Annotated in this window: 12 protein-coding genes and 2 tRNA genes; 7 read left to right on the top strand and 7 right to left on the bottom strand. The window is 42.4% G+C overall.

The annotated features are described in order from the left end of the window. Positions 1-22: 22 nt before the first annotated feature. Complete coding sequence (locus tag ACERC6_RS06465; protein WP_284673481.1) at positions 23-400, bottom strand: cell division protein FtsL; 378 nt, start codon at positions 398-400, stop codon at positions 23-25. 94 nt (positions 401-494) lie between these two features. After that, positions 495-1,466: a 16S rRNA (cytosine(1402)-N(4))-methyltransferase RsmH gene (rsmH, locus tag ACERC6_RS06460; protein ID WP_373628233.1), complete on the bottom strand. Its 972-nt coding sequence runs from the start codon at positions 1,464-1,466 to the stop codon at positions 495-497. A 407-nt stretch (positions 1,467-1,873) separates the two neighbouring features. On the opposite strand from rsmH, the gene gltX reads away from it, so the two are divergent. The 4 genes from gltX (at position 1,874) to ACERC6_RS06440 (ending at position 5,273) form a co-directional block, all read left to right on the top strand. Then, a complete protein-coding gene (gltX, locus tag ACERC6_RS06455) occupies positions 1,874-3,373 on the top strand; it encodes a glutamate--tRNA ligase (protein WP_373628232.1) in 1,500 nt (499 codons plus the stop codon). A 118-nt stretch (positions 3,374-3,491) separates the two neighbouring features. Further along, positions 3,492-3,567, top strand: a tRNA-Ala gene (locus ACERC6_RS06450). A 75-nt stretch (positions 3,568-3,642) separates the two neighbouring features. Further along, positions 3,643-3,718, top strand: a tRNA-Glu gene (locus ACERC6_RS06445). 151 nt (positions 3,719-3,869) lie between these two features. After that, positions 3,870-5,273, top strand: coding sequence for an FAD-binding oxidoreductase (locus ACERC6_RS06440; protein WP_373628231.1), 1,404 nt, complete (start codon positions 3,870-3,872; stop codon positions 5,271-5,273). A 176-nt stretch (positions 5,274-5,449) separates the two neighbouring features. Here ACERC6_RS06440 and ACERC6_RS06435 read toward each other — a convergent pair whose 3' ends face one another. Both ACERC6_RS06435 and htpG read right to left on the bottom strand, forming a co-directional pair. After that, positions 5,450-6,295, bottom strand: a complete 846-nt coding sequence (locus ACERC6_RS06435; protein WP_373628230.1) for a DUF3025 domain-containing protein — start codon at positions 6,293-6,295, stop codon at positions 5,450-5,452. A gap of 140 nt (positions 6,296-6,435) precedes the next feature. Beyond that, positions 6,436-8,361 (bottom strand): molecular chaperone HtpG, encoded by a 1,926-nt coding sequence (gene htpG, locus ACERC6_RS06430; protein ID WP_284673486.1) that lies wholly within the window; start codon positions 8,359-8,361, stop codon positions 6,436-6,438. Positions 8,362-8,577: 216 nt separating this feature from the next. Between htpG and ACERC6_RS06425 the strand changes: the two genes are divergently transcribed. From ACERC6_RS06425 to ACERC6_RS06415, 3 genes are all read left to right on the top strand, one after another. Beyond that, positions 8,578-9,657 (top strand): zinc-dependent alcohol dehydrogenase family protein, encoded by a 1,080-nt coding sequence (locus tag ACERC6_RS06425; protein WP_373628229.1) that lies wholly within the window; start codon positions 8,578-8,580, stop codon positions 9,655-9,657. A 206-nt stretch (positions 9,658-9,863) separates the two neighbouring features. Beyond that, a complete protein-coding gene (locus ACERC6_RS06420) occupies positions 9,864-11,006 on the top strand; it encodes an aminotransferase class I/II-fold pyridoxal phosphate-dependent enzyme (protein ID WP_373628228.1) in 1,143 nt (380 codons plus the stop codon). After that, positions 11,003-11,737: a methyltransferase domain-containing protein gene (locus ACERC6_RS06415; protein WP_284673489.1), complete on the top strand. Its 735-nt coding sequence runs from the start codon at positions 11,003-11,005 to the stop codon at positions 11,735-11,737. Before ACERC6_RS06420 ends, ACERC6_RS06415 begins: the two co-directional genes overlap by 4 nt. Positions 11,738-11,887: 150 nt before the next feature. Here ACERC6_RS06415 and pncA read toward each other — a convergent pair whose 3' ends face one another. The 3 genes from pncA to ACERC6_RS06400 form a co-directional block, all read right to left on the bottom strand. Further along, the gene (pncA, locus tag ACERC6_RS06410) at positions 11,888-12,496 is read right to left on the bottom strand and encodes a bifunctional nicotinamidase/pyrazinamidase (protein ID WP_284673490.1); all 609 of its coding nucleotides are present in this window, start codon (positions 12,494-12,496) and stop codon (positions 11,888-11,890) included. Positions 12,497-12,654: 158 nt separating this feature from the next. Beyond that, positions 12,655-13,542: a class II glutamine amidotransferase gene (locus ACERC6_RS06405; RefSeq protein WP_284673491.1), complete on the bottom strand. Its 888-nt coding sequence runs from the start codon at positions 13,540-13,542 to the stop codon at positions 12,655-12,657. A gap of 17 nt (positions 13,543-13,559) precedes the next feature. Further along, on the bottom strand, positions 13,560-14,387 hold the full coding sequence (locus tag ACERC6_RS06400; RefSeq protein ID WP_373628227.1) for a hypothetical protein: 828 nt from the start codon (positions 14,385-14,387) through the stop codon (positions 13,560-13,562). Between the last annotated feature and the right edge of the window lie 4 nt (positions 14,388-14,391).

Raw genomic sequence — 14,391 nt, 5'->3', positions numbered from 1 at the left:
TGTTTTTGTGTTGGTTTTTTCATTATTGAACCACCTTTGTTGCATTGGGTTGGACGCCATTGGGTCTATTTGGTGCGATGACACGGCGATGATCCCCTGTTGGAAAGAACATACCCAACTCGCTCACCGCACGGCTTGCCACCTGTGGCGTTGCACTAAAAGTCTGCTGTTCAATGAGCAATCGCTGTTCTTCAACCTGCATGGCTGTCAGCTCACTTTTTAACTGCTTTAAGTAGCGATAGGTGGCATGATGTTCTTGTGTCTGGGCTGAGATACTCACCCCCGTCCACATGATAGCAACCAAAAGCACACCCAAAAACAAACGATACAAACCCACCATACTGACCGCTTCATCAGTAGTGGCTTGTGATTGGGTGAAGTGAGCAAGTTTATTATTCATGGTATCTATCAGATTTTAAATGGTGCAAAACAAAATAAATGACTTTAAAATAACTATCAATTTAAAGATGAATGAAGCATGACTTCAAGGGCAATCAACCCACAAAGGCGACATCTCGGCGCACCGCCCCCCGTAGCCACGCACTTCTGGCACGAGAGTTTTGTTTGACCTCATCATTACTTGGAGCGATACGCATCGGCTTATCAAAATATTTTTCTCGTTTGGGTGGCATGAGCAACTGATCATCGCCTTCATGGCGACCACGACTGTGGTTGTTTAAGAACTGCTTAATGCGTCTATCTTCTAACGAATGAAAGCTAATCACCGCCAAACGCCCGCCTGCTTTTAAGATACCAAGACTTTGTGCCAAAAAGTCATCAATATCACCAAGCTCATTATTGATAAAGATTCTGAGTGCCTGAAAACTTTGGGTGGCTGGGTGCTTGCCTTTTTGCCAAGCTGGGTGTGCCGCCTTGATGGTCTCTGCCAGTGCTAAGGTTGAATCATAACTATCCATCGCTTTGATGGCACGAGCAATCTTGCGACTGTGTCGCTCCTCACCGTACTCATACAACACATCTGCCAGCGTATCAACATCAACCCGAGCCAACCAAACACCCACAGACTCGCCACGAGTCGTATCCATACGCATATCCACCGCCCCATCTCGCATGAAACTAAATCCACGCTCGCCATCATCAATCTGCGGACTAGACACCCCCAAATCCGCCATCAGCCCATCAATCTGGTCCACACCAAGCTCTGATAATCTGTTGGTTAATTGGGCAAAGCTATCATGAATGACTTGCACACGCCCATCTTGGGTGGCAAGATGATTGGCGACTTCTATCGCTTGAATATCTTTATCAAATACAAACAATCTAGCATCATCGCTTAGATATTCCAAAAGCAAGCGACTATGCCCACCACGCCCAAAGGTTGCATCTACATACACACCATTCATTGAACCTTTCGGGGTCGCCAGCAAATCTTGCACACCTAGCACCATCGCTACCGTTTCATGTAGTAGAACCGTTTGGTGAGTGAATTGTTGCTTGCTATTCATGATGCCTCTTGTTGGTTGATGCGTGCATTGATTGTCTTGCTTGGTATTTGATTGTTAAAATGCGTATTATCTCAAGCTTTGTTATATAGTCAAGCCATTTATATTACTCGATCGGTTATTTGTGTAAAATTCATACACAAGCCTGCCAAGCCACCAATATCCATACCAAAAAACCAAATTTTTATTTAACCACTTATTCTATCAAGGATTTTTTGGATAATCCAATCTGTTTTTGTATGTAATTGTTGCTAAAGCCCTAGTTGTTCGCCCACCTTCACTTTTCACTACAAAAACCAAGCAGATTTTGGTATCATACCCTAACTTAAATTTATTTTAATGTATCTCAACTATCCACAATGTTTTGTTTCGCTGTTTTTAGCATTTTTTAAGACAATAAGAGAATTTTCATGGCCTTTACCAAAGTTCGTACTCGTATCGCCCCATCTCCAACAGGCTTTCCTCATGTTGGCACGGCTTATATCGCCCTGTTTAATATGGTTTTTGCCAAATCTATGGGCGGGGAATTTATTTTACGCATTGAAGACACCGACCAAGTCCGCTCCACCGCTCAAAGCGAACAGATGATATTGGACGCCTTACGCTGGGCAGGTTTGACATGGTCAGAAGGTCCTGATATAGGCGGTCAGTTCGCCCCCTATCGTCAATCTGAGCGTAGCGAGATTTACAAAAAATACGCTGAAGAGCTTTTGGATAAAGGACACGCCTTTCGTTGCTTTTGTACCACCGAAGAATTAGATGCCATGCGTCGTGAGCAAGAAGCAAATGGTCAGCCCATTCGCTATGATGGTCGTTATGCAAACTTATCTCGTGAAGAAAGCGACAAGCTAGCCAAGAGTGGCAAGCCTTTTGTCATCAGAATGCGTGTACCAACCGAAGGGGTCTGCACCTTTAATGACATGTTAAGGGGCGAGATTAGCATTCCTTGGGAGACGATAGATATGCAGATTCTACTAAAGACGGACGGACTGCCAACCTACCACCTTGCCAATGTCGTGGATGACCATCTCATGCAAATCAGCCATGTCATTCGTGGCGAAGAATGGATCAATTCCGCCCCCAAGCATCAGTTGTTATATGAGTATTTTGGTTGGGAAATGCCCACCTTGTGCCATATGCCACTACTTCGCAACCCCGATAAATCCAAGTTATCCAAACGCAAAAACCCAACCTCCATCACCTACTATCGTGATGCAGGCGTACTACCAGAGGTATTGATCAATTATTTAGGGCGTATGGGCTACAGCCTGCCGAACGAAGCAGAAGTCTTTACATTAAACGAAATGATTGAGTCATTTGATATTAAACGAGTCTCTCTGGGCGGACCTGTGTTTGATATTGAAAAGCTCTACTGGCTCAATGGCGAGTACCTACGCAAAATGAGTGCAGAAGAACTAAAAACACGCATCTTAACTTGGGCATTTAATGATGAAAAATTAACCAACATTGCCAAAGCCATTCAGCCTCGCATCAATACCTTGACCGATGCGGTGAATTGGGCATCTTTTTATTTTCAAAACCTGCCCAACATCAAGGTAGAAGATTTTGCTCATAAATCACTAGATAACGACAAGCTCTTAGAAATCCTATATCTGGCAACTTGGCAGTTAGAGGCTTTGCCAGTATGGAGCGAAGAGAATATCTACCAGACTCTAAAAGGTCTGGCAGGTCATTTTGAGATTAAATTAAAAGACTTTATGCAGCCGTTCTTTGTCGCCATTGCAGGTAGCACAAGCTCCACCCCTGTGATGAACTCAATGTACATCATTGGGGCAGACATGACCCTAGCTCGCCTACGCCACGCCTGCGAAGTACTGGGCGGACTTGGCAAAAAGAAATTAAAAAAATTAGAAGAGGTCAATAAAGCCTTACCAAATTTTCTAAGCTAGGCATCAAGAAAACAAAAAAGCCGATGATTTTCAATGAGTTGTCGGCTTTTTTCAATTTTAAAAAAATTTTTCTTGACAGCCCATAAAGCACATTATATAATACGCCCACCTTAACAAAGGGGCTATAGCTCAGTTGGTAGAGCACTTGCATGGCATGCAAGGGGTCAGCGGTTCGACTCCGCTTAGCTCCACCAAATTTGTTAATGTGGAATGTAAGCACCTAGGCAATCATCTTACATTTCAAAAGTTGAAAGACTTTTTTCTCTTGTGCTCCATTCGTCTAGAGGCCTAGGACACCGCCCTTTCACGGCGGTAACAGGGGTTCGAATCCCCTATGGAGTGCCAATATTCTAAAAAGCCAGTCTTACTACAGACTGGCTTTTTTATTTTTTGTTGTTATTTTTCTTTATTGGGTGCTACATTGATGATTTTGTCTTAAAAGCGATATCATTTTCTGTTATCATAGCACTTATTTCTTTGGATAAGAATCTGCCACATGACCAATCAAATCGACAGCCAATTTCTAAGCCAATTAACCAACCTGCTAGATGTCAGCCAAATAAAAACTGATGCAGACAGCCTAGACAACTGGGGTAAGGACTGGACGAAACACTTCGCCCCTGCTCCATCTGCCATCGTCTTTCCACGCACAACCGAAGAAGTGGCTAGCATCGTCCGCCTTGCCAACAAATACAAAGTACCACTTGTGCCATCTGGTGGTCGTACAGGTCTGTCTGCTGGTGCAGTTGCCAGTCATGGCGAGGTGGTGGTCAGCTTTGATAAGATGAACGCCATCGGTGTATTTTATGAAGCTGACCGCATGGTAGAGGTGGAAGCTGGTGTGATTACCAAAACCTTGCAAGAATTTGCCGAAAGCAAAGGATTGTACTATGGTGTGGACTTTGCCTCCGCAGGTTCTAGCCAAATCGGTGGCAACATTGGCACCAATGCAGGTGGCATTAAAGTCATTCGTTACGGCATGACACGCAACCAAATCTTGGGTTTGACGGTTGTTACAGGCAAAGGAGATATTTTGGAACTAAACGGCGGTATGCTAAAAAACGCCACAGGCTATGACTTTCGCCATCTGTTCATCGGTGCAGAAGGTACGCTTGGCTTTGTTACCAAAGCATTGATTAAACTTGAAAAACAGCCTGTAAACCTTACAGCGATGGTCTTGGGTGTGCCTGATTTTGGTTCAGTGGTGGGGCTGCTTGATAAGTTTGGCAAGGCATTAAATTTGACCGCTTTTGAATTTTTTGATAGTGTCGCTATTGATAAGGTACTAAATGCAGGTCATGCCAAAGAGCCTTTTGAGAGCCGTACGCCTTTTTATGTTTTATTGGAATTTGAGGCGGTCTGTGATGAAGTTTTGGATACTGCCATGAATGTGTTTGAGAGTGCGATGGCAGAAGGTTTGATTGTTGATGGCGTAATGAGCCAAAGCGTAGGACAACTTCAAGACCTATGGAGACTGCGTGAAAGTATCTCCGAAACCATTTCAGTATTCACCCCTTACAAAAATGATGTATCAGTACTCATTACGCACTTAGGCGATTTTATTAGTGATATCGATCAGATTGTCAAGGACAATTACCCTGATTTTGAGATTTGTTGGTTTGGGCATATTGGCGATGGCAATTTACATCTAAATATCCTAAAGCCTGACACCCTTAGCAAGGACGACTTTTTTGCCAAATGTCAAACGGTCAATAAATATGTCTTTGAAACTGTACAAAAATACAAAGGCTCCATCTCTGCCGAACACGGTGTGGGTATGACCAAAAAGCCATATTTGGATTACACTCGCTCCCCAACCGAGATTGAATACATGAAAGCAGTCAAGGCGGTATTTGACCCCAATGGCATCATCAACAAAGGCAAGATTTTTGACAGTTAGCCAATTTAAACATCTGGGCAATTTGAATAATCTTTAAAAATGCACGCCTAACTTTAGGGTGCATTTTTGTTATACAGCGTTGCTTGTTAATAAGTACTCATAAGCGACGACTTGTTGGCAAGTTGGACAAGATTGGATAACCATCAAATTAGGGTTGTATCATCTCAGCAAAACACTTATTTTCTACGCCCATCACGAAACACAAAAGCATCATCATAAAATGACGCATTATCATTATCCCAAAAGTGTGGCACGCCTAAAATGGGTAAAGGTGATAAGTCTCTTGGGGTTGCCCCTGCCACTAGCCAACGAATAAGCCGAACACTTAACAGTTCGTCTAGATAACTTAGCCTACCTGCCAAATCTTTGGAAAAGTATTCATCATCCACCTCAATAATCAGCGTATGACTACATAAAGGTTTTCTAGGCGTGATGAGTTGCTCAAGTAAAGCATGCCCAAAGATGACAACCTGACTACTTTCTTGGTCGCTGATGGCATTGGGGTTGTGCCAAAAGATTCTGGGGCTAACCAATGAGTTTTGCCAATCAAAATTTTTTAAAGCGGTGGCAATGCCCTTATCTTTGGTTACCAAAATCGCCCCGTTTTCATCAAATACCGTGATGGCATCTCTGACACGATTGCGTCCACCTAGCTGATCATCGTACGCCATCTCACGAATATGCACATGGTTTAACACCGCCTTTGATTTAGGGAATACCGACCAGACACACGCACCAAACCAATCATGAAGATTGTTTCTAGTCGGAATGTTGGCAGTATCAAAAATATGCTTTTCATAGGCTGTGCCATGTGGCAAATCATCTTGACTGACAAAACGCAATGACCGCTCCGTACCGTATAGCACAGGCTTGATGGCATACTGGCAAAAATAGCCATTCAACCAATCAGCAAGATCTCCTGTCTGCTCGCTCTCAACAAAAAGCTGATGAATATGTTGATAAGGCATCAGCCACGGTGCAGACAGATTGATGGTTGCAAAAAGAGAAGAAAAATCACTCATGGTTATATAATGGTTATATATTAGGCTTAATACATCAAGCAATATTGTACAATGTTTATGCTCATCATACCACCTTTACCCACCACACCAACAAACAAAAACGCCCAAAAAGTGGGCGTTTTTATACTTAATCATACAATTTATTTCAATAATAGCTTATTGATGCGTTTTAAATACCCTGCTGGGTCATCAAGCGTACCACCATCAGCAAGCAAAGCTTGATCAAAGATGACTTGGGCTAGGTCATCAAAGTCGCTACTATCATCTAAACGAGTAATCAGCGGATGCGTTGGGTTAATCTCAAGGATTGGTTTAATCTCAGGCACATTTTGCCCCATTGCCTTTAACATCTGTGCCATCTGCGGTGTTAATTCGCCATCACCCACCACCAGACAAGCAGGACTATCTACCAGACGGCTAGAGACTCTCACATCTTTGGTACGCTCGCCTAGTGTGCTTTTTAGGCGTTCAACCACAGGTTTTAGATTTTCTGTTTGTTGCTTCACTTCTTCTTTTTCAGCTTCATCAGTCAAATCACCCAAATCCACCGCTCCTTTGGCAATGTTTTGAAGTGGTATGCCATCAAACTCATGCAGAAAATTCATCGCCCATTCATCAACACGAGAAGTCATTAAAATAACCTCAATGCCTTTTTTATTAAACAGCTCAAGCTGTGGGCTATTCTTGGCAGCGGCTAAATTATCAGCGGTCAAATAATAAATCGCTTTTTGCCCCTCTTTCATGCGTGCCTTATAGTCAGCAAAACCTGTAGCAAGCTCGCCATTGGTGCTGGTGGTATAGCGAAGTAACTTGGCAATGCGTTCTTGGTTTGACATATCCTCGCCCAAACCTTCTTTTAGTACATCGCCAAATTCAGCATAAAATGCCTTAAACTTATCTTGCTTATCTACATCTTCACTGTTTGCCAATGAGGCAAGCAAAGTCAGTATACGGCGTGCATTACCATCACGAATTGCTTTAACATCTTTGCTTTCTTGGAGAATCTCACGACTGACATTCAGTGGCAAATCTGAAGTGTCAATCACACCCTTGATGAAGCGTAGATACATCGGCAGTAGCTGTTCGGCATCATCCATGATGAATACTCGTTTAACATAGAGTTTTAGCCCTCTTTGTTGTTCTCGGGCATATAAGTCATGCGGTGCTTTGGTCGGGATATATAATAACTGGGTATATTGCACACGCCCTTCAACACGGTTATGCGTCCAAGTAAGCGGATCACTAAAGTCATGACTTAGTGTTTTATAGAACTCTTGATATTCTTCATCGCTGATGTCAGCGGTTGCACGCGTCCATAGGGCAGACGCCTTGTTGATGGTCTCGTATTCATCGGTAGTAACATACTGCCCTTTGCCAGCGATTGGCTTGCCCTCGTCATCTAGCTCATCTTGCCATTGTTCTTTGTACATCTGAATAGGAAGGCTGATGTGGTCAGAGTATTTATTAATGAGTGAAGTGATTTTGTAGCGATTTAGGTAGTTTTGCTCACCTTCGGCATACTCATCTTTTAGATGCAAGGTGATGGTTGTGCCTCGTGCCTGCTTATCAATAGACTCAGTCGTGAATTGCCCTGTGCCATCAGATACCCAACGAACACCTTGACTGCTATCCTCGCCTGCTTTTCTGCTCTCAACAACAATCTTATCAGCAACAATAAAACCTGAATAAAACCCCACACCAAACTGTCCAATCAGGTTGCCGTCTTTTTTGTCCGTCTCCGACAGCTTATCCAAAAATGCCTTAGTGCCTGATTTGGCAATCGTACCTAGATTTTCAATGACATCGTTCTTATTCATGCCAATGCCATTATCACTGATGGTCAAAGTCTTATCAGTTGGATTGATATCAATCTTCACTGCCAATTCGCCATCGTTTTCGTACAAAGTGCCGTCTGTGGTCGCCAAAAAACGCAATTTATCGCAGGCATCAGAAGCATTTGACACCAGCTCACGGATAAAAATATCAGGATTTGAGTATAATGAGTGCGTAACTAAATGCAAAAGTTTGGTAACTTCAGCTTCAAACTGATGGTTGGTTGCGGTCATGATTTACTCCCATATGATTAAAAAATACACCAAATAATTTAGAGATAAAAACTGATTTTTCAAGAGCCTAACTCTTAAAGCGTTCATAAAATAATAATTGATATAATATAACATATTGATTTTATTAAATTTTTTTTCTTTACCTTGTGTTTGACTTATGCTAATGTAGCAAATAGGTTGACAGTCAACCTTATCAAATCAAAAGGAGTGTGTATCATGGCAACAATGAAAGCAATGACCTACTACGGAGCGAACGACATTCGTTTTGAAGAGCGTCCAAAACCCACCATCATTGACCCAACAGACGCCATCATCAAAATGACCAAAACCACCATTTGCGGTACAGATTTGGGTATTTGGAAGGGTAAAAACCCAGAGATTGAAGCTGTCGCTCGTGAAAAAACCGGCGAGTGGAATGGCCGTATCTTAGGACATGAAGGCATTGGCATCGTTGAAGAAGTTGGTTCTGCCGTCAAAAATTTCAAAAAAGGCGATAAAGTCATCGTCTCTTGCGTCAGTCGTTGTGGTTCGTGCGAAAACTGTCAAAAACAACTGTATTCTCACTGCCAACAAAATGGCGGTTGGATCATGGGCTATATGATTGATGGTACACAAGCAGAATATGTGCGTACACCATTTGCCGACAACTCTTTGTACATTCTACCAGACAACCTAAACACCGATGTTGCCGTATTCTTATCAGATGCTCTACCAACAGGGCACGAAATCGGCGTACAGTATGGCGATGTCAAACCAGGTGATACCGTTGCGATTGTTGGTGCAGGTCCTGTAGGCATGGGCTGTCTTTTGACTGGTCAGCTTTACTCGCCATCAACCATCATCGTCATTGATATGGACGAAAACCGCTTGGCAATGGCAAAAGAAATGGGTGCGACACACACCATCAATCCTGATAAAGAAGATGCTGTTGCTAAAGTACTTGAAATCACAGGTGGGCGTGGCGTAGATTGTGCCATGGAAGCGGTCGGCTATCCTGCCACTTGGGACATCTGCCAAAAAATCGTCAAAGAAGGTGGCAACATCGCCAATGTGGGCGTACACGGTCAGCCAGTTAACTTTGAACTAAACAAATTATGGATTAAAAACCTAAAAATCACCACAGGTCTGGTAAACGCCAACACAACTGGTATGCTACTAAAGGCTTGCGAGTGCAGTAAATTGCCAATGGAAAAATTGGCAACTCATCACTTTAAATTTAGTGAAATTGAGAAAGCCTATGATGTGTTTAAACACGCATCAGAGACAAAAGCGATGAAAGTGGTGATTGAATACTGATTGCTTACTAATTGCTTGATTGACAAATAAACATAGCCATTGTCAATAATGGCTATGTTTTTATCTTCTGCCTGCTTATCACGCCGAGCAAATCTACCAACCACCTGATATCTGTAAATCCATATAAACAAATAAGTTGCAACGACTTGCATTTACCCCTTATATCCCCTAAGATAAGCCAAATCCTGTCAGCTGTTTGATGATTTATGAACCACAAGTTTACCCCCTATCACCAGTTAATAGCGTCCCTACATGCCAAAGATAGCATTCGTAGCTTTCGCCCACAGACTGCACTGATTAACCTATCTAGCAATGATTATCTAGGGCTAATCAATGACCAAGCCTTAAAAGATGAATTTTTACGCACTTATCAGCACTGCACTGATTTTAGATTTGGCTCATCGTCATCACGGCTACTGACAGGCAATTTCAACGCCCATGAACAGCTAGAAGCCACGCTATCAAAAGCATACAAACGAGAGGTGCTGATATTTAATAGTGGCTATCACATGAATATTGGTATCATGCCTGCTTTATGCGATCAACAAACGCTTATTTTGGCGGACAAATGGGTACATGCCAGCATGATAGATGGCATACGCTTAGCCAAAGAGCGTGGCACAAAATCTTATCGCTATCGCCATCAGGATTTTTGTCAATTAAACGCACTGCTTGACAAGCACCACGCCCATTATCGCCACATTATCATCATGACCGAAAGCGTCTTTAGCATGGACGGCGATGTGACAGATTTAACCGCTCTTGCCGCCTTAAAGCAGGCATATCCCAATGTGTCTTTATATGTGGACGAGGCTCATGGCGTGGGCGTATTTGGCAGGTATGGACTTGGAGTGGCAGAGCAGATGGGCGTGATGAATGAGATTGATTTTTTGGTGGGGACATTTGGCAAGGCATTTGCTAGCATCGGCGGCTTTTTGGTCTGTGATGAGGTCATCAAACAGGTGCTGATTAATACCATGCGACCTGTAATTTTTAGCACCAATCTGCCACCCATCAATGCCTTGTGGTCAGATTTTATTTTCCAAAAGTCATCATCGCTTCACAAAAAACGCCAAGAGCTACTAGACAATGCCAAATATTTTATTCAAAGACTCAAAGAATTAGGCTATCAATGCCCATCAGACAGCCACATCATACCCATCATCATCGGTGATAACAACCAAACAGTTGCTTTAGCGGATAAGTTTCGCTCACATGGTTTTTATGTACTGCCCATTCGTCCGCCCACCGTGCCTGTAGGCACATCTCGCCTACGAGTGTGCTTGACCGCTGATATCACACGAAGACAAATTGATGACTTTCTTCATGTGTTAGGTAGTTTTCAATGATCAATACTCATGTGGACACCCATAAAGTCGCTCAAAACTTCGCCAAAGCTCATGCCACTTATGGCAAAGCAGCCATCGTTCAGCACCAAATGTGCCAGACGCTCATCGACTTGTTGTCATTACACCTGCCCAACATTAGTCCAAAAAGCGTACTAGAGATTGGTTGTGGCATCGGAAACTTGACCAATATTTATACAAGCATATGGGAGATTGAACAACTATATCTTAATGACTTGTACAATGTGGGTATTGATGGAGCAGATTTACTAATCGGTGATATAGAAAGTCTTGATTTGCCAAAAGTGGACTTAGTTTTATCAAGCTCAGCACTACAATGGATAAAGGACTTATCTAGCCTTATTCAAAGAGTCTTTCAAAGTTTGACAACTGGTGGTGTACTTGCCTTTGCAAGTTTTGGCAAACAAAACTTAAGTCAAGTCAAAACATTGACAGGCATAGGGCTAGACTATCATAGTATGGATGATATTTTAACCATGCTAAAAACGGCAGGTTTTGATGTCATCAGCACCCATCAACATCAAGAAGTGCTATATTTCTCTTGCCCCAAAGACATCTTAAAGCACATTAAAGATACAGGTGTGGCAGTGGGCGGACAGGTGTGGACACGCTCTTCCTTGAATGCTTTTTATGATAATTATGAAAAATTTGCCACCGATAAAGGCTATCCTTTAAGCTATGATACGCTATTTATCATAGCAATCAAACCTTAAACACTCGCCCCCACACTTCTGGCCAAATCAATACTCTCTTCAGTACATGGATGGATTTCTCAAAACGATTTCGCATCCGTGTTCTGTCGCCATCTTTCAATCACTTTACCTATTTTGCCGTATCTAAATCAGGCTATTTTCATGGTAGATTTAATCTAAAGTGTAGTGCAAAATACCAAAATCATCATTCTGTAGAAGTTCTTTTTTCTGCTTTTGATAATTTTCTTCAGAAATGGCTCTGGTGGCATTTTCATATAATTTCACTTTAAAACCTAATTTTAAAGCATCTTTCATTGAGTGATATACACAATAATCTGCAGCCAAACCTACAAAGTGTAATTCTGTAATCTTTAATTCTTTAAGGCATCCTTCAAGCCCTGTTGATTGCACATAATCATTATCAAAAAAGCTACTATAACTATCTACTTCTGGGTTGGTGCCTTTACGAATAATGACTTTAAAGTACTGTGTTTTCAAATCAGGGTGAAACTCTGCCCCACAGCTCCCAGCTATGCAATGATTGGGCCACAGCACTTGTTCTATACCATTTATTATTATCACATCAAAAGGTTTCTTGCCTAAATGATTAGAGGCGAAACTTTTGTGATGCTTAGGATGCCAATCTTGTGTGGCAATAATGTGCTGATACTTGGGTAGTAATACATTTACTATAGGGATGATTTCATCGCCTAGCGGTACGGCTAACGCACCACCAGGCATAAAATCGCATTGGATATCAATCACAACAAGAGCTTTCATTTTTTAGCTAAAAATCGGAGAATTGTAGGGTTTGTTTGTTCTGGAATCAAGCTATTGTTAAGTTTGATACAATCAAAATTTCCCACTGGATGCACCTTTGCGGTACGACTATTATGTGGCTTTAGAACCTCTTTTCGCTTACCTAATTTGACCAAACCTTAAACACTCGCCCCCACACTTCTGGCCAAAGCAATGCCCTCTTCAATGGATAGGTAGGTTTTTTTGCTTGGGGTGTCTCTAAAGACCACATCGCCATCAGCGAACACCACACACTCATCAACGGCGATTTGTTGCCAGTTTTCATTGGTGGTGAGTGGTATCGTTACCAAAATAGTTACCTTATCCTTATCGGTCGCAACATCACCAAAATTGACACTCATCTCACCATCAGACAGCTGAGCTTCGCCAAAAGGAGCTTTACGAGTCAGATAAAATAAGAGACTTCCTGCATAAGCCAATTGCCAGCTACCATTAGAAATCAAGCAATTAAATAGACCGTTAGCAGATAAATATCGGCACTGAGCGGTTAAAAAAGCAAATAACGCCTCATCAGATGGGCGAGTCTTAAAGGTTGCTTTTAGGCGGTTTAATAGATAACAAAAAGCAAGTTCGCTGTCGGTCGTGCCTACAGGAGCGTAATATTCAGCGTTGCCATTGGCAGCCAAACGCTGAGTACGACGCACAAAACTCTGACTCATCTGTCCGTTGTGAGCAAACGCCCACTGCTCGCCCCATACTTCACGCACAAAGGGATGAACATTAGATAGATTGTTTTTATCTCCCATCGTGGCTCGCCTAATGTGAGCGATGACATTCATCGCACGGATGGGATACTGATTGATCAAATCTGCCACTGGTGATAAATGGCTTGGCTGATTATCATGAAACTGGCGTAACCCCATATTGCCAGTTTCACCACGCTCAAAAAAGGCAATGCCAAAACCATCTTCATGATGGTCGGTCGCTCCGCCACGCTGACGAAAGCCAGCAAAGCTAAAACCGATGTCGGTGGGGGTGTTGCAGTTCATTCCAAGTAATTGGCACATGGGTTCTACCTAGTTTTTTATGAATTAAAAATATCCAAAGGTTTGATTTTAAATTGCAAAGATGTGGGGTCGGGCGTACCGCCTTTGCGTTGGGCGGTGAGCCTGCCAATGACAAGACTTCCTTTTGGGCTAATCTGCACATCGCCTTGAGCATAGTGGTTGATGACTTCATTGATGTTTTTTAGGCAATAATCAATCATACCGTCCCCATAAAAACGACTCACCAAAAACCACTCGGCACACAGCATGCCACGCCCCTTGATAATGTCGCTGATGATGAGATATTTGTTGGAAGTCAAAAATTCTATCAGTTTTTGGGTATCACTACTGGGCAATTCGGTCAAATACCACCGTCTTTTGTCCTTTAATGAGATTTGCTCCCTTTCGGTGGGGATAATCTCGCCTGTAAATTGTTTGAGCGTTTTGGCAATGTCATCATCAAATCCCCACATTTGCTGATAGGTGGTTACTGCCCGTTTGTCTATTTGATTAAAATTGGCGGACAAATCTGCTTTTTTTACAAAGATGTTTTCACGATAAATAATATCATCAACACAAATGGTTAATTGAATTTGCAAGTCGGCTTTTTTGTATTTTTGGGTAAAGTCAAATTGCTCGGCACTAATGCCAAATTGTGTGACTTTGTTTTTATTTAGGCGTGTGGGCATTTGTATGGCATTGAGCGTTTGAATATCATCGGCATGATAGCCCATTGTGGCAAGCCATGCTTGGGCGTGCTTGTCATTTTTATAATTATTGAATTTAGCGACAATGGTTTTTTCATTAGCAAAACCGCCTTTTGCGGTGTTTGAACCCAATTGTTGCTTATCATTAAACATTGTCATTTTA

This window comes from Moraxella sp. E33BD, from assembly GCF_041807865.1.
GTDB classification, from domain to species: domain Bacteria; phylum Pseudomonadota; class Gammaproteobacteria; order Pseudomonadales; family Moraxellaceae; genus Moraxella; species Moraxella haemolytica.
The sequence above is the reverse complement of the archived record's forward strand: the minus strand, read 5'-3'. Positions and strand labels throughout refer to the sequence as shown.

Excerpts from the sequence above, each read along its gene's own strand:
- ACERC6_RS06465 (WP_284673481.1), bottom strand. The coding sequence starts at position 400 with ATGAATAATAAACTTGCTCACTTCACCCAATCACAAGCCACTACTGAT.
- rsmH (WP_373628233.1), bottom strand. The coding sequence starts at position 1,466 with ATGAATAGCAAGCAACAATTCACTCACCAAACGGTTCTACTACATGAA.
- gltX (WP_373628232.1), top strand. The coding sequence starts at position 1,874 with ATGGCCTTTACCAAAGTTCGTACTCGTATCGCCCCATCTCCAACAGGC.
- ACERC6_RS06440 (WP_373628231.1), top strand. The coding sequence starts at position 3,870 with ATGACCAATCAAATCGACAGCCAATTTCTAAGCCAATTAACCAACCTG.
- ACERC6_RS06435 (WP_373628230.1), bottom strand. The coding sequence starts at position 6,295 with ATGAGTGATTTTTCTTCTCTTTTTGCAACCATCAATCTGTCTGCACCG.
- htpG (WP_284673486.1), bottom strand. The coding sequence starts at position 8,361 with ATGACCGCAACCAACCATCAGTTTGAAGCTGAAGTTACCAAACTTTTG.
- ACERC6_RS06425 (WP_373628229.1), top strand. The coding sequence starts at position 8,578 with ATGGCAACAATGAAAGCAATGACCTACTACGGAGCGAACGACATTCGT.
- ACERC6_RS06420 (WP_373628228.1), top strand. The coding sequence starts at position 9,864 with ATGAACCACAAGTTTACCCCCTATCACCAGTTAATAGCGTCCCTACAT.
- ACERC6_RS06415 (WP_284673489.1), top strand. The coding sequence starts at position 11,003 with ATGATCAATACTCATGTGGACACCCATAAAGTCGCTCAAAACTTCGCC.
- pncA (WP_284673490.1), bottom strand. The coding sequence starts at position 12,496 with ATGAAAGCTCTTGTTGTGATTGATATCCAATGCGATTTTATGCCTGGT.
- ACERC6_RS06405 (WP_284673491.1), bottom strand. The coding sequence starts at position 13,542 with ATGTGCCAATTACTTGGAATGAACTGCAACACCCCCACCGACATCGGT.
- ACERC6_RS06400 (WP_373628227.1), bottom strand. The coding sequence starts at position 14,387 with ATGACAATGTTTAATGATAAGCAACAATTGGGTTCAAACACCGCAAAA.